At 71.4% G+C, this 22,065-nt stretch carries 13 protein-coding genes; all 13 read left to right on the forward strand.

Annotated features, from left to right (window positions below; genetic code table 11):
• Positions 1-26: 26 nt before the first annotated feature.
• The 13 genes from CG723_RS01290 to CG723_RS01350 are packed head-to-tail and all read left to right on the forward strand — an operon-like array spanning position 27 to position 22,051.
• Complete coding sequence (locus CG723_RS01290) at positions 27-1,988, forward strand: ATP-binding protein (protein ID WP_100591767.1); 1,962 nt, start codon at positions 27-29, stop codon at positions 1,986-1,988.
• Positions 1,979-2,311, forward strand: coding sequence for a DUF4424 domain-containing protein (locus tag CG723_RS01295; RefSeq protein ID WP_234374081.1), 333 nt, complete (start codon positions 1,979-1,981; stop codon positions 2,309-2,311). The genes CG723_RS01290 and CG723_RS01295 overlap by 10 nt, the downstream gene beginning before the upstream one ends.
• On the forward strand, positions 2,308-8,727 hold the full coding sequence (locus tag CG723_RS01300; protein ID WP_234374083.1) for an eCIS core domain-containing protein: 6,420 nt from the start codon (positions 2,308-2,310) through the stop codon (positions 8,725-8,727). Before CG723_RS01295 ends, CG723_RS01300 begins: the two co-directional genes overlap by 4 nt.
• Before the next feature lie 30 nt (positions 8,728-8,757).
• A complete protein-coding gene (locus CG723_RS01305) occupies positions 8,758-9,534 on the forward strand; it encodes a hypothetical protein (RefSeq protein ID WP_100591279.1) in 777 nt (258 codons plus the stop codon).
• Complete coding sequence (locus tag CG723_RS01310) at positions 9,531-10,205, forward strand: hypothetical protein (RefSeq protein ID WP_100591280.1); 675 nt, start codon at positions 9,531-9,533, stop codon at positions 10,203-10,205. The genes CG723_RS01305 and CG723_RS01310 overlap by 4 nt, the downstream gene beginning before the upstream one ends.
• Before the next feature lie 10 nt (positions 10,206-10,215).
• Entirely contained in the window at positions 10,216-10,569 is a 354-nt protein-coding gene (locus CG723_RS01315; protein ID WP_100591281.1) for a hypothetical protein, read from the forward strand.
• Positions 10,562-11,701: a hypothetical protein gene (locus CG723_RS01320; RefSeq protein WP_100591282.1), complete on the forward strand. Its 1,140-nt coding sequence runs from the start codon at positions 10,562-10,564 to the stop codon at positions 11,699-11,701. Before CG723_RS01315 ends, CG723_RS01320 begins: the two co-directional genes overlap by 8 nt.
• Positions 11,702-11,731: 30 nt before the next feature.
• Positions 11,732-12,268 carry a phage baseplate assembly protein V gene (locus CG723_RS01325; RefSeq protein ID WP_100591283.1) on the forward strand — a complete coding sequence of 179 codons (537 nt, stop codon included), beginning with the start codon at positions 11,732-11,734 and terminating at the stop codon, positions 12,266-12,268.
• A gap of 19 nt (positions 12,269-12,287) precedes the next feature.
• Positions 12,288-12,623 (forward strand): hypothetical protein, encoded by a 336-nt coding sequence (locus tag CG723_RS01330; protein WP_100591284.1) that lies wholly within the window; start codon positions 12,288-12,290, stop codon positions 12,621-12,623.
• A complete protein-coding gene (locus CG723_RS01335; protein ID WP_100591285.1) occupies positions 12,620-13,012 on the forward strand; it encodes a GPW/gp25 family protein in 393 nt (130 codons plus the stop codon). The genes CG723_RS01330 and CG723_RS01335 overlap by 4 nt, the downstream gene beginning before the upstream one ends.
• Complete coding sequence (locus CG723_RS01340; protein WP_100591286.1) at positions 13,009-16,119, forward strand: putative baseplate assembly protein; 3,111 nt, start codon at positions 13,009-13,011, stop codon at positions 16,117-16,119. The genes CG723_RS01335 and CG723_RS01340 overlap by 4 nt, the downstream gene beginning before the upstream one ends.
• Complete coding sequence (locus CG723_RS01345) at positions 16,116-19,874, forward strand: putative baseplate assembly protein (protein WP_100591287.1); 3,759 nt, start codon at positions 16,116-16,118, stop codon at positions 19,872-19,874. Before CG723_RS01340 ends, CG723_RS01345 begins: the two co-directional genes overlap by 4 nt.
• The gene (locus CG723_RS01350; protein WP_100591288.1) at positions 19,874-22,051 is read left to right on the forward strand and encodes a hypothetical protein; all 2,178 of its coding nucleotides are present in this window, start codon (positions 19,874-19,876) and stop codon (positions 22,049-22,051) included. Before CG723_RS01345 ends, CG723_RS01350 begins: the two co-directional genes overlap by 1 nt.
• Positions 22,052-22,065: the final 14 nt, after the last annotated feature.

A 22,065-nucleotide genomic window follows, 5' to 3' on the forward strand; every position in this document is an offset into this window, starting at 1 on the left:
TGGAGACGACGGGGGCAGGTGAGGACATGGGGACGTACGAACAGAGCGCGGCGGACGCCGACCCGGGCAGTGCGACGCTGACCGCGGAGATCCGACGCGTCCTGGCCCGCGTCGACGCGCATGCGGCACGTGCCACGGAGGAGAGCGACGGTGCCCCTGGGGCCGAACTCGCCACCGCGCCCGGCGGCCCCGGTAGCGCCCCGCTCGACGCCCTCGTCTCCTGCTTCAGCATCACGCCCTTCGAGCGCGACCTCGTCCTCCTCGCCGCCGCCCACGAGCTGGAGCCCACGGCCGCCGCCCGATGTGCCGCCGCCTGCGGTGACCCCGAGCGGGCGTACCCCACCTTCTCGCTCGCGCTGGCAGCGCTGGCCGAGCCGCACTGGAGCGCCCTCACGCCCGTGGCGCCGCTCAGGCGCTGGCGGATCGTCGAGCTGGACGACGAGTCGCGGCTGACGGCCTCCCGGCTGCGCCTCGACGAGCGCATCCTGCACTTCCTGCTGGGCTCCCCCTATCTGGACGCACGGCTGCACGGTCAGTTGCGCCGCACGCCGGCGCCTCAGGAGCTGACGCCGTCGTACGACCTGGCCGCGAGCCGGCTCGCCGAGGGCTGGGCGACGGCGGCGGACTCCGAGGCGCCGCTCGTCGAGGTGACCGGCGGGGACCTGCGCAGCCGGGCCGACCTCGCCGCCGCGGCGGCCGCCCGCTCGGGACTCGGGCTCTACTCGATGAGCGCCGAGGACGTGCCGTCCGACCCGGTCGAGCGCGACCGGCTCGCCCGGCTGTGGCAGCGTGAGGCGGTTCTGCTGCCCTCGGCGCTGCTCGTCGAGGTGGGCGAACTGGACCGCGACCAACGGGCGGCGACCGAATCGTTCCTGGCCGGGGCGGCTGTGCCGGTGGTGGTGTCGAGCGAGGATCCGCTGCGTTCGGATCGGTCGTACGGGGCCCGGGTGGCCGTGCCGCGGCTGGACGACGAGGAACAACTCGGGCTGTGGACGAGTGCGTTCGAGGGAGTGGACCTGGACGAGGGCGAACTCCGCTCCCTGGTCGCCCAGTTCCAGCTGCCGCCACATGTCGTGCGTTCCGCGGCCACCGCCGTACACCGACGGCTGCCGCACGAGGACGAGCTGGACGCCGCCGAACTCGCCTGGCGGGCCGGACTCGACGAGGCGCGGATCGGCATGGACGAGCTGGGGCGGCGGATCGAGCCGCAGGCCGGCTGGGACGACCTGGTGCTGCACGAGCGGCAGACGAGCGTGCTGCGCGAGATCGTCGCGCATGTGCGGCAGCGGGCAACCGTCCACCAGGAGTGGGGGTTTGCGGCCACCCTGCGCCGTGGCCTCGGCGTGACCGCGATGTTCGCGGGCGGCTCCGGTACCGGCAAGACGCTGGCCGCCGAGGTCATGGCGAAGGAACTCGGCCTCGACCTGTTCGTCATCGACCTCTCGCAGGTGGTCAGCAAGTACATCGGCGAGACCGAGAAGAACCTCCGCCGGGTCTTCGACGCCGCCGAACGCGGCGGTGCCCTGCTCCTGTTCGACGAGGCCGACGCGCTGTTCGGCAAGCGCAGCGAGGTCAAGGACAGCCACGACCGGTACGCCAACCTCGAGGTGAGCTATCTGTTGATGCGGATGGAGGCCTACCGGGGCCTGGCCATCCTCACCACCAACATGAAGAACGCCCTCGACACGGCCTTCCTGCGGCGCATCCGCTTCGTCGTCGACTTCCCCTTCCCGGCCGAGCACGAGCGCGCCGAGATCTGGCGCCGCGTGCTGCCGCCGCAGGCCCCGGTGAAGGGCATCGACGCGTCGCTGCTCGCCCAGCTCACCGTCGCCGGCGGCTCGATCCGCAACATCGCCCTGTCCGGGGCCTTCTTGGCCGCCGAGGAGGGCGACCGGCTGCAGATGCGGCACATGCTCGCCGCCGCCCGTACCGAGTACCTGAAGCTGGAGCGCTCGCTGACGCCCACGGAGGTGCGCGGATGGGTGTGAATGTCTCACGGGACCACTCGCGGCATCCATCAGGCGGCCACTCCCGGGACCAGGCGCCTTCGGCGATCCGCGTGGAGATCGGGGAGCTGGTGCTCGACGGCTTCCGGGCGGATCCGGAGCGCGTCTCGGCCGCGTTCGAGAGTGAGCTGACCCGGCTGGTCCGGCTGCACGGCGTGCCCCTGGCGGCGGACGGTCCCCTCGCGGCCGACGCGCTGTCCGGGCTGCCGCCCCTGCCCGCCGGCCTGTCCGCGCGGCGGCTGGGGCAGGAGCTGGCGCGTGCCGTGCACGAGGGACTGAGCGGTCACGGGGAGGTGAGCCGGTGAGCTCCCGGACCCAGGACGCCGGTGCGGAGCAGTCCGCCGAGCAGCGGCGCCGCAAGCGCAAGGAGCGGGCCGCCAAGTCCCGTGCGCCCGAGCCGAAGAACATCGTCAGCGGCGCCGGTCAGCCCCTCGATCCCGGTCTGCGAAGGGAGTTGGAGGAGCAGCTCGGACACGATCTCGGTCGGGTACGGCTGCACACCGGCCGGGACGCCGGGCGGCTGACCGAGCTGCTCGGGGCGGACGCGGTCGCGGTCGGCCAGGACGTCTTCTTCCGCGAGGGCGCCTACCGGCCCGGCACCGACGAGGGCCGCCGGCTGCTCACCCACGAGCTGCAGCACACGGTGCAGAACCCGCACGGCCTCGGCGCCCTGCGGGCCGGCCGCGAGCTCGGCGCCGTGAGCCTGCCGCAGCAGGCCATCGAGCGGGAGGCGGAAGCGGCTGCTCAGGCGGTCGTTCAGGAGGAGTCCGCCCCACGGGTCGAGGAGGGGCAGGCCACACCCGGCTGGCTGCGCTACGCCACCGTCGACGCCGACCGGATGCGTGCCGAGGCCGTCGACCCGGCGACCCTCGTGGACCGGCTCGCGGGCAACGTGCTGCGCAGTCTGCGTGGCGACCCCACCGATGCCTCCGGCCGAGTGCGGCTCCAACTGGCGCGGATGTCACAGGAGTTGGAGGACGCGGTTGTCGATCGCCTCGAGAACCGTCTGCTGACGCCCGAGTACGACCGTCTCCTGGAGATCGCCGATCAGGCTCGCCCCGGTCCGGTCGAACTCCAGCCCGCCGAGACGCCGTTGCCCGAGATCGACCTCTTCGAAGAGCTGGGCGTCGAACGCACCCAGTGGCAGAAGAAGCAGGAGTCGGACCGGGGATCCGCCGACAAGCGTGCCGCCGACGCCCGCGAGGAACAGCAGGACACCAAGGCACGCGACGACAAGAGCGGCAGCGAGCGCAGCCGGGCCCGCTCGGACGCCGCCACCGAGGAGCAGGACGCCGCCCGGCGCACGGAGCAGGAGGACGAGCGCAACGTCTCCCGGCAGCAGGCGCGCGAGGAGGAACAGCAGGAGGGCGAGCAGGCCGCCACCGACCGCGAGCGCACCGACCAGGCATCCGACGAGCGCGTACAGGGGCAGCGGGAAGGCGCCGAACAGGCCAAGGAGGAGCGCAAGGAGCAGCGCGACCGCGAGGAGGCCGACCCGCGGCAGGCGAGCGCGTCGGGCGCCGACAAGCGCAAGCGGCGGGACGACCAGACCCAGCCGGGAGCCGGGTCGAAGAACGCGGAACCGGACCCGAAGCAGAAGGCCCAGCCCGGCCCCGCACGCCCCGAGAAGGTCGACGAGCGGGCCGAACAGCCCGACTCCGCGTTGTCCGAGCATGGCCTGAACGAGCAGGACGAGGATGGCGGCCCCGACGCCGAGCCGCGCGAGGAGGAACGGCCGCTCGGCCTCGAAGCGGGCGCCGAACAAGAGGTCGCGGGCGGCGAGGACGAGGGCGGCCGGGCGCCGGGCGCGCGGGACGAGCCCGCGATCAGACCCGAGGACTACCTGCCCGAGGCCGACCTCGACCTGTCCGCCGTACCGACCGCGGACAAGCTCCAGCCGGGCGCCGCCGAACCGTCGCTGCCTTCCTTCCCCACCCCTCCGCCGACGAAGGCCGAGAAGGCGGAGCAGGAGCGGGAGAAGAACGAAGGAGAGCAGGACGAGGCCGGGCCCGAGCCGAAAGCCCCCGGCCAGGACGAGGGGCCCGTCGAGGGCGAGGCCCCGCAGCCCGAGGACGGGCCCGCCGCGCAGGCCCGGGACCGTAACACCAAGGACCTTCAGGAGACCGACAAGCCGCTCGACCAGGAGGTCGGCCCGGATCCCGCGACCCAGGACAAGGAACGGCCCGAACCCGAGGCCGAGAAGCCCGACCCGGAACAGCAGCAGGAGAGGGAGCAGACCAGGGGACCGGAGGACGAGGGCACCGAGGGGGACGGCGACGACGAGCAGCCGGACGCCGAGGACACGCAGGACGAGCAGAGGGAACACCAGGACCGTACGACCGCGGAGTCCCGGTCGGCCGCGGGCCCGGCGGCAGCCGCGGCGCCCTCCGCGAGTCCGGTGGCGGCGGCCGTGTCCCGGCCCGCCGGCGCGCAGACTCCCAAGACCCCGGTCGAGGACCGTGACCCCTCGCCCGCCGCCCGGCGCGGAGCCGAACCGCCCCGGTCCGAGCGCGAGGCGCCGGCGGCCAAGAGCCGGGTGCCCAAGGAGACCGGGCCGGGCGCCGTGCCGCGCGGGCCCGTGGGCGCCGCGGAGAAGACCGGGCCGACGACCGCTGCCGGACCCGGTGCCGCGCCGTCCGTCGCGCAGGCGGCGGTGAGCCCGGCCGCCGAGCAGACCGACGGGCCCGGCCAGACCGCTGCCGACACGGCCGCGCCCCGGCCCGAGGCGTCCCTGGAGAAGGACGGCGGCGGCTGCGCGCCGCCCGCGCCCGCGCCCGAGAAGGACGAGGGCGGGCAGGGAAGTTGCGGGGGCGGCGGTGGTGAGGCCGCGCCCGAGCAGAAGCAGGAGGAACCGCCGGACGTCTCGGGGCAGGACCCCAAGGCCGCCGTGCAGACCGTGAGCAAACTGGCGCCCGATCAGGCGGCCGCCGCCATGCCCGGGGTCGACAGGGCCGCGGACAAGAAGATCGGCGAGGAGCAGAAGCGGCTGGACGCGGCCCCGCCGACGCGCGAACGTCCGTCAGGCGCGCCGCAGACACGTTCGGCGCCGCCCTCGGCCGCTCCCGCGGCGCCGCAGGTCACCGGCAAGGTGGAGAAGCTCGGTCCGGAGAACCAGGGCGACAAGCAGAAGGCCAAGGGCGGTGACAAGGCCGAGGGCAAGCAGCCCACGGACAACGTGCCTCCGCCGCCCGCCCCCGCCGTGCCCGACAAGGGGCTCAGCGAGTCCGAGGCGAAGAGCGTCGAAGCCGCGGCCGACGCCGTCCCGACCACCGACCCGCAACTCGAGAACAAGACCGTCGGCCCGGCCCCCAAGATCCGTCTTGAGGGCGCCAGCGACCCCAAGCGCACCGACGACCAGGCCAAGGCGCTCAAGGACAAGCAGTCCGACCTGCAGTCGACCGGCCGCGCCGACGCGGCCAAGCCCATGGGCGAGGACCAGATCTTCCCCAACGCGCCCCGTGAACAGCTCACCGGCAAGGCGTCCGGTGGTTCCGGGGGCGGCAAGGGCGGGGCGTTGGAGGCAACGCCCGCGCCGAAGGCCGGCGTGGGGGCGGTGGCCAAACAGGAAAAGGGCTCCGAGATCACCGGCGCCGCCGGTCGGGCGCAGGGCGACCTCGGCTCCAAGGAGAAGCAGCACCAGCAGGGCGAGCAGCAGGCGAAGCAGGACAAGCAGACCGAGATCGACCGCGAGGTCGACCGCAACACCCAGCAGCAGACCACCGAACGCGGCCGTGTCGCGCGCGAAACGCAGAAGCAGCGCGAGGACTGGCGGACCGAGCAGGACAAGAAGACCGAGGACGCGGACAAGAAGTCCGACGACGAACACGGCAAGAAGAACAAGGAGATCGTCAAGGCGCGCGACGACAAGGACAAGGAGGTCGGCGCGCGCAAGGACAAGGACAACTCGCAGATCGACACCGAGCGCGAGAACGCCGAGAAGGAGGCCAAGAAGAAGAAGGAGGAGAAGAAGCCCTCCGGAGGCCTGTTCGGCTGGATCGCCGGCAAGGTCGCCGACTTCTTCAAGGGCCTGCTCGCGGCGGTCACCGCGGTCTTCGACGCCGCCCGCAAGGCCGTCAACGGGATCATCGACACGTTCAAGACGTGGGCCAACCAGGCCATCGACTTCGTACGCGATCTGGCGGTCAACGCGATCAACGCGCTCGCCGACGTGCTGATCGCGATCGGGGACGTACTCCTCGCGGCCTTCCCGGAGCTACGGGACCGCTTCCGCAAGGCGATCGAGGGCCTGAGGGACGCGGCGGTCGCGAAGGTCAACCAGCTGGCGGACAGCCTGAAGAAGGCGGTCAACACGCTGCTGGACGCGTTGGCGGCCGGCCTGAACAAGCTCCTCGACGTCCTTGAGGCGGGCGTCAAGGCGGTCATCAAGGCCTACCAGGCCGTCATCGTGGGCGCGATCAAGTTCGCGCAGGCGGCGATCGAGGCGCTCGGGAAGTTCGCGGCGCTGGTCGCGGACATCGCGCCCGACCCGGGCGGCTGGATCTCCAAGGCGGGCAGCTCGGCGAAGACCGGCATCACCGACCACCTCTGGGGCGCCATCAAGGTGGCGGTCAAGGGATGGTTCGACACCAAGGTCGAGGGCATCCTCGGCCTCGGCAAAGCAGTGATCGACGTCCTGGTGAAGGGCTGCGTGTCGATCAAACAGATCGGCAAGATGGCCTGGGACGCGATCATCGCCTCCCTCCCGATGATGATCGCGACCCTGGTCATCGAGAAGGTCGTCTCGATGATCGTGCCGGCGGCGGGGGCGATCCTGACGATCGTCCAAGGCCTGATGGCGGCCTGGTCGACCGTCAGCTCGATCCTGGCGGCGTTCGGCAAGTTCTGGGCGTACCTGAAGGCGGTGAAGGCGGGCCCGGCGGCATGCCTGTTCGCGGAGGCGGTCGCCGCGGGTGTCGTCGCCCTCCTGGACTTCATCACCAACTTCCTTCTGCAGAAGCTGGCTTCGGCGACCAAGGGCGTTGGCAAGCGCCTCAAGGGCATGGCCCAGAAGATCATGGACGGCCTGAAGAAGGTCGGGGGAGGGGCGAAGAAGGCGGCGGGTTCGGCGGTCAATTCGGCTCGGGGGGCGATGCGGAAGGCCAGGCAGGCGTTGTCCAGGGAGGGCGCCGAGCGGAGGCCGAAGGGCAGGCCTTCACCGGACGAGAAGTCCCCTGTAAAGCCGAAGGACCATGCGACGCCCAAGGGGCCGGCGAAGAAGCCGGATGGGGCGGAGACGAAGCCGAAGGAGAGGACGCCCGACAAGGAGCGGGAGCCGTCACAGGACAAGGCCCCCGGCAAGGAGCGAGAGCCCGCCAAGGACAAGGCCCCGGAGAGCGCCCCGAAGAAGAAGCAGAAGGAGATCGAGGGCCCGAAGCCGAGCAAGCCCAAGAAGCCCAAGTCCCCGGTCGGCAAGGCCCTTTCCAGGGCCAAGGGCGCGGTCAAGTCCGCCCTGAAGAAGGTCGGTAACGCGGCGAAGACGCTTGGCAACAAGCTCAAGAAGAGCAAGCCGGGCAAAGCCCTCAAGACCAGTGCGTCGAAGCTGCGCGCCGCTTTCAAGAAGAAGCGTGACCAACTGCGTGACCGTCACAAGCGGCGTACGGACGACAGGAAACAGCGCCGCCATGACCGGCGCAGGCGTGAGGGGTCTCCCGAGTCGAAGCAGCAGCGCCTCTCCCTGATCGTCGAGCGGCTTCGGCGCACCATCGTCCCGCTCCTCAAGCGAGGTCTGCGCGGGCCGATCTATTACGGGCTGCTCCAGGCGCTGCGCGTCTGGCATCGGCTGACGCGCCTGACATCGTCCGGCCGGCCGGATTTCCGTATCACCGCCACGCTCAACCCCAGTGGCCCTGTCACGCCGGGAACATGGGACGAGGACGAGGACGGGTACAAGGTAGCCCGCTTCGAGCCTTTCGAAACCGACCCCCAGGGCAAGAAGGACAAGGATCTCAAAGAGGATCACCCGGACGTTGCGGCATTCCGAAGGGCCATCGCGGTGGAGTTGGAGGGGCTCAAGGAGGACGCCTCCCTGAAGGAGGTCAAGGGCCTGTGCGCACGCCTTGCGAACAGATCGCGCGGAATCAAGGCCCAGCAGTTGAGGTGGCTCGACGAATCACCTGACGCGTCGACTCTGCTGCTGGATCACCCCGGTGCTGCCATTTCTGCGGTGGGGCGTTTCCAGAAGGAGAGCGTGTACGAACCCACCGGTGAAGTGATATCCCAGAGCATTTTCAGGGACAGTAATGGTGGCCAGTACGTTCGCGATCAGAAGGGCCAGTACGTCCCTCGTCGGGTAACCCGAAACATGTCGGCGGAAGATCTCAAGAACTACAAGGACAGTGGAATCTCCGCACGGAAGAAGGGCGCGAACATCGCCCCTTGGCAGCATGTCGCGGGCGCGAAGAATTCTCCCTTCATATCCACGACAAAGATGAGCGAAGGAAATATCACCGATCCGAATGGGCTGAAATGGTCCACAGCGGCGGGCTTCGAATTCTACGGAACCATCGAAATCGACCTTGCGCACATCAATCCTGACTATATTCTCGACCTCACGACGAGGAAGGGGCAGCAGGAGTGGAACCTCAAAGCGCCTGGGAAGACGATCAGGCAACAGGCGCTGCGAGACGTCGTGCGGACCCAGGAGGTCCTTGTCCGCGGCGGCATCCCGAAGGAAGCCATCACGCTCATCATTGACAAGAATGGAAAGAGCGTCACCAAGTAAGGCTCCCGGGCCGCGAAGCAGGAAAAGGGCATGGAGAAATTCGACACATATCACTGGCAGGGTCGGCACCTTGAGGATCCGGAACTCGAGGAGGCCCGGATCGAGCTTGTGTCTCCACAGAGCGGTGATGCCGCGCGGCATGCGTTCACCCGGCTTCTCTGCAGTGACAGCATTCAGGCCATGGGGATCGCCCTGGATCATTACCACTACGCGCTCTCGGGTGAGCGGCACGGAATGGCAAGTCTCTTTGCTCCCTACGCCTCCGATGTTCTGGAATGTGCCCGAAAAATTTTGCGGCGCCCTCCGGTATCCGCGACCTATGAAGCCTCCGCAATTGACAAAGCTGCTTGTGCCAGCGCGCTGCTCGTCCTGGTGAATGAGGCGACGCCCGAGGACTCGGATCTCATCGCGCGAAGCATCGAAGAGGCTCCCGGCCCCGACGCGCTCTCCGCGGCTCTTGGTGCGGCCGGCACCATTCTGGACTCGGTCCGCGAGCCCAGCCCGCGCTTGGTCGCCGTCATGGAGCGACTCATCTTCGACGAGTCCGTGGACTTCGATGAACGGCTGGAGGCGCTGCAGGCACTTGCCCAGGGGAGTTCTCCCGTCGTGATGGCCGTGCTGGTGCGGGCCTCGGCTCTGGAGGACCTGGAGCTGCAGGTGACGGCCGTCCAGGGGCTCGGCTTTCACGACATGGGCACCTATCGAGGCCTCGTCGAGGAGCGTTCGGCCTCCTGGCCCGAAGGGGCTCCTTACCCGGCCGCGGACGTTCGGCGGCTCCTGCGAGAAGACGACAGGGGGAGCAAATGACCCGTTACGCCGACATCCCGAAGCCCATCCGCTCCGGCATAGTCGTAGTCGACCCCGACCGAGGCACCCCCCAGCGCGTCATCGTGCTGCAGTTCAACCCCGACACCCTGGAGCGCAGCATCGCCCCCCAGACCGCCGGCGACAGCGGCGACGGTGGCGGCGGGGGAGACCGGAACGAGGCGCTGCGTCTCAAGGGCCCCGCCCAGGAGACCTGGAAGTTCACCGCCGAGATCGATGCCACCGATCAGCTGGAGATCGCGGCACCCGATGGCATTCACCCGCAGCTCGCGACCCTCGAGATGCTCGTGCAGCCGACCACGGCCCAACTGCGCGCAGCGAGTCGGCTCTCGCAGAAGGGGACCATCGAGATCAGCCCGATCGAGATGCCGTTGACGCTGTTCACGTGGGGGAGCAAGCGGGTCATGCCCGTGCGGCTCACGGAGCTTTCCGTCAACGAGTCCGCCTTTGACGTGAATCTCAATCCGATTCGGGCCTCGCTGAGCATCGGGATGAAGATCCTCACCGTCAGCGATCTGCCGGCGGGGCATCGCGGGGCCGATCTGTACATGGCGCACCTCGCGCAGAAGGAGCGGCTCGCCGCGGCCGCGCGGGGCGGGAGTCTCGGGGCGCTCGGGCTGCCCGGCGCGGACGTACTGAGCGGAAGGGGCTGAGCAGCACACCATGGCCGACATCGAGCCGTACGAGAGCGCCCTCGGGGCGATACCCGGCGCGCACCCGTACCCACGCACCAGCCGCTACCACGACGCGGAGATCGGCGTGCACCGTCTCCCCGACGGCACCGAAGTCCGTTACGCCAAGCGCCGCTTGCTGCCCCCGCTCGACGCGCAGGAGACGCAGGAGCATGTGGTCGGTGCCGGCGAGCGGGCCGATCTGCTCGCCCAGCGGTACTTCGGCGATTCCGGTCAGTGGTGGCGGATCGCCGATGCCAACCCCGTACTCGATCCGCGGGAGTTGACGGACGAGGCCGGGCAGGTCATCGACATCCCCGAGCCCGGGGGACACCGGCGTGTCTGAGCAGCCCGTGGGGCAGGGCCCCGTCCACATCACGCTCCTCATGGGGCCGAAGCTCGCCCGCCCCGTGCCGGCCGAGGTGACCGAGGCGTTGCTGTCGGCGCAGATCACGGCCACTGCGGGGGAGCGCAGCGGCTTTCAGATCGCCTTCGACCTCACCAAGACCGGGATCATCAACCAGCGGCTCCTGCCCGAGGGGTTCTTCGATCCCAAGACGCGGCTCATCGTCACCGTCAGCGTCCGGGGGACACCCGATGTTCTCTTCGACGGGCTCATCGTCCGTCAGGAGGTCGGTGCCAGCAATCAGCCCGGACACTCCACCCTCACCGTCACCGGCGAGGACCTGACGCTGCTGATGGACCTGGAGGAGCGCACCGCCCGGTACCCCAATCTCCCGCCCTCCGAGCGCGTCCTCGACATCTTGCGCCGCTACTCCGACTACGGCATCCGGCCCGACGTCTACGCCGAGAAGATCGCGCAGCCGCCTCACCAGGATCTGCGCGTGCACTACCAGACCGGCACCGATCTCCAGTACGTCACCGAGCTGGCCAGGGCCAACGGTTACACCTTCTACCTGGATCCCGGCCCCAACCCCGGCCAGTCCTCCGCCCGTTGGGGCCCCGAGGTCCGGCTCGGCATCCGTCAGCACGCCCTCAACGTCAATATGGACGCCAACACCACGGTGGACCAGCTGACGTTCGCGTACGACGGCACGGCCAGAGAAGAGCCGCAGGCACGGTGGCAGGACCCAGGGACCCGCGTCTCCACCCTCCTGCCCCAGCCGCCGATCAGCCCCCTGCGTCCGCCCCTCGGGCGCCGGCCCACCCCGGCCCTCAAGCGCAAGACCCTCTCCGGGACAGCCAAGCAGCAGCGTGAGCAGGCCGAGGCCGAACTCCTCGCCCGTGCCGCCGTCTCCGCCGACGTCGTCTCCGGGTCCGGCTCGCTCGACGTCAACCGGCACGGGTACATCCTGCAGCCCCGTCAGCTGGTCGGCGTGCGCGGTTCCGGGCGGGCCTACGACGGCGACTACTACGTCAAGTCCGTCACGCACAACCTGCGCCCGGGCTCGTTCCAGCAGAACTTCACCCTCTCCAGGGAGGGGCTGGAGGCGCGCAGCGACCACGTCCGTCCGTAACAACAACCCTTTGATCAGGAGCAGTTCAGCATGGCGGCAGACGGCAATCGCTACCTCGGCAAGTTCCGCGGCCGGGTCGTGGACAACAACGACCCGCTGCGCATCGGCCGCATCACCGTCGAGGTGCCCGACGTCCTCGGTGACGAGGCATCCACCTGGGCGCTTCCCTGCCTGCCGTTCACCGGGCCCGAGGCCGGACAGTTCGTGGTGCCGCCGCCGGGCGCGGGCGTGTGGGTGGAGTTCGAGCAGGGGGACCCGAGTTTCCCTGTGTGGACCGGATGTTGGTACGGCGCCGCCGAGGAGCTGCCGCCCGACGCGCGGCGCGAGCTGGCGGCGAACTCGCCCAGCAAGCCGTTCGTCGTACAGACGCCGGCCGCGCACAAGCTCGTCATGAGCGACACCGCCGGTGCCGAGCAGGGGATCCTGCTCCAGGCCCAAGGCGGCGCGTACATCCGCATCACCAAGGAAGCCGTGGTCATCGCGACCGGCGCAGGCGCCCAAGTCGTGCTCCGTGGCAACGAAGTAACCATCAACGAGGGCCAGTTGACCGTGCTCTCGAAGCGATAGAAGACGGGGGAAGCACCAAGTGTCCGGGAGTCTGCTCGACGCCGGCGCCGTGATCGGCTGCCCGCACGGCGGCCGGGTCACCGCCGCCACCACACCCTCCGGCGGCGTACGCATCGGGGGCGTGGCCGTCGCGACGGCCACGCACGCGTACGTCGTCACCGGCTGCCCGCACACCGAAGCCGGTGTGCACAAGCCCTGCGTCTCGGTCCGCTGGACCGCCGACGGCGCCGGCATCACGGTCGACGGCGCCCCTGTGCTGCTCGACACCTCCGCGGCCCAGTGCTTCACCGCGGCGTTCGTGCCGCAGGGGCCGCCCGTCGTCCAGGCCGCACAGCGAAAGGTGATCGTCCGATGAGCCAGACGAGCCGGGGAACCCGCCCGCGCAGCGACATCGCGTTCCCCTTCCGCACCGACCGCCGGGGACGCACCGCGCACGCCGGCCACGGCGAGCACGTCCACGACCTGATCGAGCAACTGCTGTTCACCAGCCCCGGCGAGCGGGCGATGCGCCCGGACTTCGGCTGCGGGCTCCTCGACCTGGTCTTCGCCCCGAACACCCCAGAACTCGTCAGCACGCTCGAACTGTCCGTGCAGGCCTCACTCCAGCGCTGGCTCGGCGACCTCATCGACGTGGTGGCCCTCGACGTGGAGAGCGCCGACGACGCCGTACGGGTCTACCTGTCGTACGTCCTGCGCGCCACTGGAACCCGCACGGACGACGTCTTCGAAGGGAGGGCGGCGTGACCACCGGTACCACCACCTCCCGCCGCGTCAAGGTAAGAGCCGCTCAGCTCAATGGAGTCGACTCCGTCGAGGTCGGCGACGACGGGCTGCTGCTCACCGTCATGTTCCTCGGCAAGGCACCCCACGGCCTCGGACCGGAGAACGTCCGGATCGACGGCGGCCGCCGGATCACCGGCATCACCGCCGTCGACGTCAGTGTCGAGCGCGAGGAGGACCCGGAGCTCGACGACCGGTTCTACGTCACCCTCGACCAGGCCGGAGACACCTCGGAATACGTGTTCTCGCTCGTCGAGACCGACCCGTACGGGCGGCCCGGCACCGAGCCCTTCCGTGGTTTCGACCAGCGCTACCACCGCGCGTCCTTCTCCTTCCGGCCCGACTGCCCGACTCCCTTCGACTGCAAGGGCGATGGCGAGGAGGTACCGGACTTCCCGGCCGCTCCCGTCGTCGACTACACGGCCCGCGACTACGACACCATCCGCAAGCTGCTCCTGGACCGGCTCGCGCTCACCACCCCCGACTGGGTCGAGCGCAACCCCGCCGACCTGGGCGTCACCCTCGTCGAGCTGCTCGCGTACACCGGCGACCAGATCAGCTACCAGCAGGACGCGGTGGCCACCGAGGCCTACCTGGACACCGCGCGCCGACGGGTCTCCGTACGCCGGCACGTCCGGCTCATCGACTACGCGCTGCACGACGGCTGCTCGGCGCGCGCCTACGTCACCGTCCGGACCGCCGGCGACACCACGCTCGCCCCGGGCACCTTCCGCTTCGCCTCCGTCGACGTCCGCACCCTCGACCCGCACGACCGCCCCGAACCGGGCACCGTGATCGACGAGAACGACCTCGGCGACCTGGACGAGCGCGGCGCGGTGGAGGTCTTCGAACCGGTCGTCGCCGCGGACCCGCTGGAGCTGAAGGCCGCGCACAACACGATCCGCCTGTGGACCTGGGGCGGCGAGGTGTGCACCCTGCCCCAGGGCGCCACCGCCGCCACCCTGCGCGACGAGTGGGACGACCCGGAGACCTGCCGGGGCCGTCAACTCGGTCTGTATCCAGGTGACTTGCTCATACTCGAAGAGGTGAAGGGCCCGCGCACCGGCACCCCCGGAGACCAGGACCCTGGTCACCGTCAGGCCGTGCGCCTCACCTCCGTCACCCCGGCCGTCGACCGCATCGAGGACCAGCCGGTCCTGGAGGTCACCTGGGCCGCCGAGGACGCCCTGCACTTCCCGCTCTGTCTCACCACGCGCGGCGGCCGCGACTGCCTGCCCGTCGAGGATGTGACCGTGGCCCGCGGCAATGTCGTTCTTGTCGACCACGGCCGCACCCTCGCCGGACTCCCGCAGACGGCCACCGTGCCGCCCGAGCCCGCCGTCGTCGCGCCCTGCGAGCCCGCCTTCGGCTGCCACGACCGGGACGAGGGCAACGCGCCGGCCCGGCTCGTCAACTCCCTCACGGACCTGACGGAGAGCGGGCGAGCACTCGTACCCGACGACGTCCGCGAACTGTTCGAGGCCGTGGGCGAGGGAGCGACCGTGCGCGCCGGACTCGGTCTGGAACGCGCCGGGCAGCGGCACGAACGCGTGGTGCCCGGCACGGCGTACGCCCAGGCGGTCGCCCTGCGCACCCTGCTCGCGCAGTCCGTCTACCCGGGCATCGCACCCCGCTTCCGCCCGGTGCTCGGCCGTTCACCGGTCGTCCAGGCGGTGCCGTTCCCGGAGGCGCGGATCGTGGCCGCCGGGCAGGCCGAGCGGATCGCCGCGATCCCCGGGCGGGTGCGGCGGCGGCTCGTCGAGCTGTGGCGCAGCGCCCGCGACCGTGACGGGCTCGCCGCCGCGGAGATCGACGAACTCACCCTGATCTACGGCCTGAAGGTCGTCGAGCGGGTCGAGCTCCGTACGCATCCCGTCCGCGCCCTGCGCGAACTCCTGCACAAGAACGACGAGTTGCTGGACACCAAGCTCCGGCGCGTGGAGATTCTCGCCTCCCGCGCCCGCGCGGGCACGGTCCTCGACGGGCACATCGCCTGGGAGATCGCCCATAGCTGGGGTCCGGACCACGCGGCCGGGCTGCACCCGGACGAGCCCGTGCTGCGCGGGTCCGCGACCGCCGCGCTCGGCCAGGACCCGCGCACGGCCCTGCCCGCCGTACGTGTCGAGGACGGCGACCTGACCTGGGCGCCCCGCCGCGACCTGTTGCACAGTGGCCCCCGCGACCGGCACTTCGTCGGCGAACTGGAGGACGACGGCCGCCTCGCCCTGCGCTTCGGCGACGGGCGGCACGGCGCGAAGCCCACGCCGGGCAGCCGGCTCGCCCTGCACCACCGGCTCGGCGGCGGCATCGCGGGCAACGTCGGCGCGGAGGCCATCAACCACCTGGTCGTCCGGAGCGACTGCGCCCATCCGCCGGCCACCACGGTCCGCAACCCGCTGCCCGCCACCGGCGGCGTCGAGCCCGAACCCGTCGAACAGGCACGCCAGTTGGCCCCGCTCGACCTGCGTCGCACCCGCCTGCGCGCGGTCACGGCCGAGGACTACGCCGCGCTCGCAGCGGAACTGCCCGGCGTGCAGCGCGCCGCCGCGGAGATCCGCTGGACCGGCAGCGTCCAGGAAGCCCACATCGCGATCGACGCGTACGGCAGCGCGGAGCCGTCGGCCGAGCTGCTCGCCCGGGTCGAGCAGTCCCTGGAGGCCTACCGGCGCATCGGCCACGACCTGGTGGTCGGTCCCGCCCGCCTGGTGCCCCTCGACATCGCGCTGCGCGTGTGCGCCGCGCCCGGCCATCAGCACGGGCAGATCCTGGCCGAGCTGTACCGGGTGCTGGGCAGCGGCCGCCTCGCGGGCGGCCGGCTCGGGTTCTTCCACCCCGACGCGCTGACCTTCGGTGAACCCGTACGGCTCAGCCGTCTGGTCGCCGTCGCCGCCGCCGTACCGGGCGTGCTGAGCGCCCAAGTCGTGCGGCTGCGGCGGCTGTTCGAACAGGACCGAGGAGAGAGGGAGGACGGCGTGCTGCGGCTCGGCCCGCTGGAGATCGCCACCTGCGACAACGACCCGGACCGGCCGGAGAACGGCCTGCTGGCGATATCCCTGGGAGGTGCCCGATGAGCCAGGCCTGTTCCTGCGGGGGCGCGTGCGGCGGCCACGACGAGCGTCTCGCGCCCGCCCCGCTGCACAACCCGCCCGGCCGCACCGCCCTCGACTACCGCGTCGGCGAGTACGGCTCGTTCCTGGCCGCCCTGCTGGACCGGCTCGCCTCACCGGCGTACCCGGCGCTCGGCGGCCTGACCGTCCGTACCCCCGACGACCCGGCGATCGGCCTCCTCGACGCCACCGCCGTCCTCGGCGACCTGCTCACCTTCCACTCGGAGCGAATCGCCGACGAGGCCTACATCCGTACGGCCGGCGAGCACCGCTCGCTGGTCCTGCTGGGGCGCCTCGTCGGCCACCGCCCCCGGCCCGGCGTCGCCGCCGCCACCCACCTCGCGTACACCCTCGAACGCGACCCGCGTGCCGAGGCGCTGCCCGTGCTGATCCCGCGCGGCGCGCGCACCCACGGGGTGCCCGCCTCCGCGGACGAGGAGTCCGTGACTTTCGAGACCAGCCGGGACCTCACGGCCCGCTGGGACTGGAACGAGCTGAAGGTGCGCAGGCGCCGGCCGTCCCTGGTCACGCCGGAGGATCTGGAGCGGCGCTCCGAGCTCTTCGTCGAGGGCACCGCGAACTCCCTGCAGACCGGCGATCAGTTGCTCTTCGTCTTCGGCGAACAGGCGGGTGGTCGACGGAACTTGCTGCCCGTCGCAGGCGTGCGCATCGACCGGGACGACGACATTACGGCGATCTCCCTGCAGAAGTCGGCACCGCCCACGCTGAAGGAGCTGGTCGACGAGGTGCGGCGGTGGACCGCCGAGCCTGCGGCCCCGGGCGAGCCCGGCGAGGAGCCGCCCACGCCCGAGGTGCCCAACCCGCGCCCGGTCAGCCGGCTGATCGAGGACTTCGAGGATCAGGTTCTGGCGCCGCTCCGAGCGGCCCTGGACGACGTGAAGACCCCCGAGAGCCTCGCGGCCGCCCTCGCCGAGCCCGTCGCCCGCCTCGGCGAGGCACAGGTGCTGGCCACCGGGTGGGAGGACGTGGCGGCCTGGTTCGAACAGCTGGAGGCGGTGCTGGCGGAACTTGCCGAGCGGGCATTGGAGTTGGCGCCCACGCGGACCGCCGGGACCCCGGTGGCCACCAAGGCGAAGAGCACCGCCGACCCGCGCGATGCCGCCTTCCGTACCTTGGCCGCCGTCCTCCCCGCCCTCCGCGCCCAGACCCCTGCCCCGCCCTCCGGCACCGGCCCCCAGCGCCCCGGCACGGACACGGCCCGCCTCCTCGCGGCCCTCAACCCCGGCCTCACCGGCCTCTACCCGGCCTGGCGCAGGGCGGGGGCCGCCGCCCCCGGCGGCGCGCAACTCCTGCGCGACCTGCTCGCGATGCGGGTCACCGCGTCCCCCTTCGGCGCCACGGCCCCGCTCAAGCCCGTCCAGGACGACAAGGGCCGGGTCATCCGCAGCGCGGACTGGCCGCTCACGGGGGCCATGCTGACCAGCATGCGGGTCGTCCACGACACCGCGGGCAAGGCGCCGATCCGGGCGGAGTTCCAGTACGTCGAGGGCAACGGCTCCGACCAGCGGGCAGTGCCGCTGCCCGTCACCCGGCAGGTCACCTTCGCGCTGGGCCCCGGCCAGGTCGACCTGTCGACGCGCTCCGCCCAGGACCGCGACCTGAGCTGGCTCGTTCGCCGCCCCGCCGACTCCCAAGAGCCGGGCGTCACCGTGCGCCTCCGCGACGGTCTGCCCGAATGCACCCTGTTCGTGTCCCGTCCGGACCAGGACCGCCTGATCCACGTCGGCATCAACAACGGCACCGCACAGGAGCTCTCCCTGCGGCCCGGCGCCACCGAGCAGTTCACCCACGGCGAGTACGAGGTGAGCCTGCGCTACACGGTGGGCAGCACCGAGCCCAACGTCGAGGTCGTCATTGCCAGCAAGCCCGCGCCCGTCAACCGGCGCGTGCTCCAACTCGACACCGTGCACACCGGCATCACGGTCGGCAGCTGGGTCGCGATCCAGCGCCCCGCCAAGGGAGCCCAGGACGGCATCCCCGGCGACGCCGAGCTGGCGTTCGTCACCACCCAGGTCGTGGCCGCGCGTACGGCGGCGTACACCAACTACGGGATCACCGGCCGCGGCACCGAACTCACCCTCGTCGACCCCTGGCTGGACGAGTTCGATGTCCTGCTGTCGCACATCCGCGACACCACCGTGTACGCGGCGGGCGAGCCGCTGCGCCCGGCCGACGAGCCGCTCGGCGAGGAGGTCCACGGCAACGGGATCGAACTCGCCGAGCTGTACGACGGGTTGCGCGCCGGACGCACACTCATCGTGACCGGCGAGCGCAGCGACATCCCCGGTACGGCCGGCGTCACGGCCGCCGAGGTCGTGACGATCGCCGCCACAGACCAGACAGTGGATCCGCAGTTGCCCGGCGACCGCGTCCACACCCACCTCACCCTGACCACCGACCTCGCCCACCGCTACCGCCGTGAGACGGTCCGCATCCTCGGGAACGTCGTCGAGGCCACGCACGGCGAGAGCCGGGAGGAGGCCATCGGCAGCGGCGACTCGGACCGCGTCAACCAGACGTTTGCCCTGTGGCAGTCCCCGCTGACCTGGCTCGCCGACGACAACCCCCTCGGCGCCACACCGGTGCTGGAGATCCGGGTCGACGGCGTCCTGTGGCACGAGGTCGACAGCCTTGCCGGACGCGGCCCGCGCGAGCGGATCTACATCACCGGCACCGCCTCCGACGGCCGGACGACGGTCACCTTCGGCGACGGCGTGCACGGGGCCCGGCTGCCCAGTGGTCACGAGAACGTCCACGCCCGCTACCGCTTCGGCACCGGCAAGGCCGCCAACGTCCCCGCCGACCGGCTCACCCAGCCCCTCACCCGCCCGCTCGGTGTCACCGCCGTCACCAACCTGCGCCCGGCCACGGGCGGCGCCGACGCGGACGGCCCGGGCCTGACCCGCCGGACGATCCCGCTTGCCGTCTCCGCCCTCGACCGTCTCGTCTCGGCGGCCGACTACGAGGACTTCGCCCGCTCCCGCGCCGGTATCGGCCGGGCCGCCGCACGCGAACTCTTCGACGGGCGGCGGCGCGTTCTGCACGTGACGGTCGCGGGCACCGACGACGTACCCCTGGACGGCGGCTCGGACACCCTGCGCGCCCTGCGCGGGGCCCTCACCGAGTACGGAGACGCCAACCTGCCCGTCCGCGTGGACGTGCGCGAACTGGTCCTGCTGCTCGTCGCCGCCAAGGTGAAGGTCGCTCCGGACCACGCCTGGGAATTCGTCGAACCACGGCTGCGGCAGGCGCTGCTGCGCCGACTCGGGTACGAGGGCCGCGAGTTGGGGCAGGCTGCCCGGCTCTCCGACGTCCTCGCCGCGGCCCACACGGTGCCGGGTGTCGACTACGTCGACGTCGACGTCTTCAACGGCGTCCCCGCGTCCGCCACCCCGGAAGAGCTCACCGCGCTGCTCACCGACCCCGGCGCACCGCGGTCGAGTGTTCCCGCGCACGAGGCGACGTACGACGAGAAGATCCACACCGTTCGCGACGCCGACGGCGAGACCCTGTCGGCGGTCTGCGCGCGCTACGGCATCCCACTCGCCGAACTTCTGCGCCTCAACCCCGACATCACCGACACCCGGCGCCTGGCGAAGGGCCGGTCGGTGGTCGTCTTCCGCGGCATCCGCCCGGCGCAGCTCGCCCTGCTGTCGCCGCGTGCCGCAGACACGCTGATACTCACGGAGGTCAAGTGATGGCCACGAACGCGGCGAACTCGACGGATGTCCAGTTCGACACGGCAGCCCCCGCGACATCCCGGGAACCCGACGGCCTCGCCGCCCTGCTGCCCCGCTGGCATCTCCTGCGCGACGCCGAGGAGGGCGAGCCGCTGCGCGCGCTGCTCGCGGTCATCGCCGAGCAGCTCGACCGGGTCCGCGACGGCGTCGAGCAGGGCTACGAGGACCTGTTCGTGGAGACGGCGGCTCCCTGGGCACTGCCGTACCTCGGCGACCTGGTCGGCTACCGCACCCTGCCGGGCTACGAACGCGTCCTCACCACGGGCCTGCACGAGGGCGGGCGTGCCGCGCTGGCCGACGCCGTCGCGCCGCGCGCGGACGTGGCTGCCACCGTCGCCAACCGGCGCCGGAAGGGAACGCTGCACCTGCTGGAGGAGATCTCCGAGCAGGTCGCAGACTGGCCCGCGCGGGCCGTCGAGCTGTCGCGGCTGGTAGCTCACCACCAGTCGGTGAAGCTGTTCCGGGAAACGGCCGCGGAGAGGGGCCGTCTCCTCGACCTCCGGGACGGCTCTGCGCTCGCGCTCGCCGGCGGCCCCTTCGACAGCACTGCCCGCACCGTCGACATCCGCCGTGCCAACTCGCGCAAGAAGCAGGGTGGTCGGACCCCGGCGGGAGTCGGCCTCTTCGTCTGGCGGCTCAAGGCGTACTCGCTGACGTCCTCTCCGGCGTACTGCATCGACCGCGCCCGCAACCTCTACACGTTCTCGATCCTCGGCAGTGACAGCCCCCTGGTCACCAAGCCGGTCCCGGAACCGTCGCCGACCCACGTCGCCACGGTCGACAACGTCCCCGCGTTCATCACCCGCCGCCTGCTCCACGACCGTCTCCTCGACTACTACGGTCCCGGCAAGAGCTTCGTCATCTGGCGCGACGGCGAGGACAAGCCCGTACCGCCCTCGGACATCGTGGTCACCGACCTGTCCGACTGGCGCTACCGCCCGGGCCGCGGGCAGGTCGCCGTCGACCCCGAGCTCGGACGGATCGCGTTCGGGGCGCGGTCGGCGCCCCGGCAGGGCGTGTGGGTGGACTACCACTACGCGTCCGGCGCCGACATGGGCGGCGGCGAGTACGAGCGGCCCGACCGCGTGGACCGGCCCGACGCCGCCTTCTACCGGGTCGGCCCGGGACAGCCGTACCGGCAGATCATGGACGCGTACCGGGCCTGGCAGCACGACCGCCGTGCGGACCGCACCGGGCCCGACGGCATCATCGAGATCACGCACAGCGGCGCCTACCAGGAGCAGCTGGACTTCGACCTCGACCCCGGCGACCGGCTGGAGCTCCGGGCGGCCGAGGGCACGCGGCCGGTGATGCGCCTGCTCGACTGGTACAGCAACCGGCCCGACGCCCTCAACATCCGTGCCGTGGCGGACGATTGCGCCCCGCACGAGCGGCCGCGCATCGTCCTCGACGGGCTGCTGGTCGCGGGGCGCGGCATCAACGTCACCGGGCCGATGGGAGCCGTCGTCGTACGGCACACCACCCTCGTACCCGGCTGGTCACTGGAGCCCGAGTGCGAGCCGCACTCGCCCGACGAGCCCAGCATCGTCCTGGAACGCACTACCGCCTGCCTCCAGATCGAGCACAGCGTCCTCGGCACCATCGAGGTCATCGGCGACGAGGTCGGCGAGGACCCCCTCGACATCCACCTCCGCGACAGCGTCCTGGACGCCACCGGACACGACCGCGAGGCCCTGTCCGCCCCGGACTGCCGCCTCGCTCACGCCGTCCTGCACGCGCACCGCGCGACCGTCATCGGCGAAGTCCACACGCACGCGGTGGAGATCGCCGAGAACTCGGTCTTCACGGGCAAGCTGCGGGTGGCCCGGCGCGGCATCGGCTGCCTGCGGTACTCGTACGTCCCCGTCGGCTCGCGCACGCCACGACGACACCGCTGCCAGCCCGATCTCACGCCCGGCGTACAGCCGTTGTTCGCCGCCGTGCGCTACGGGACCCCCTGGTACGGGCAGTTGGCCGACGCCTGCTCCGAGCTGATCCGGCGCGGTGCGGACGACGGCGCCGAGATGGGCGCCTTCCACGACCTGTACCGGCCGCAGCGCGAGGACGGTCTGCGCGCACGCCTCGCGGACCACACACCCGCGGGGACGGACGCCGGAATCTTCTTCGTGACATGAGCAGTGCCGCCGTA

This window comes from Streptomyces sp. CB01635 (genome assembly GCF_002803065.1).
In the GTDB taxonomy this organism is placed as follows: domain Bacteria; phylum Actinomycetota; class Actinomycetes; order Streptomycetales; family Streptomycetaceae; genus Streptomyces.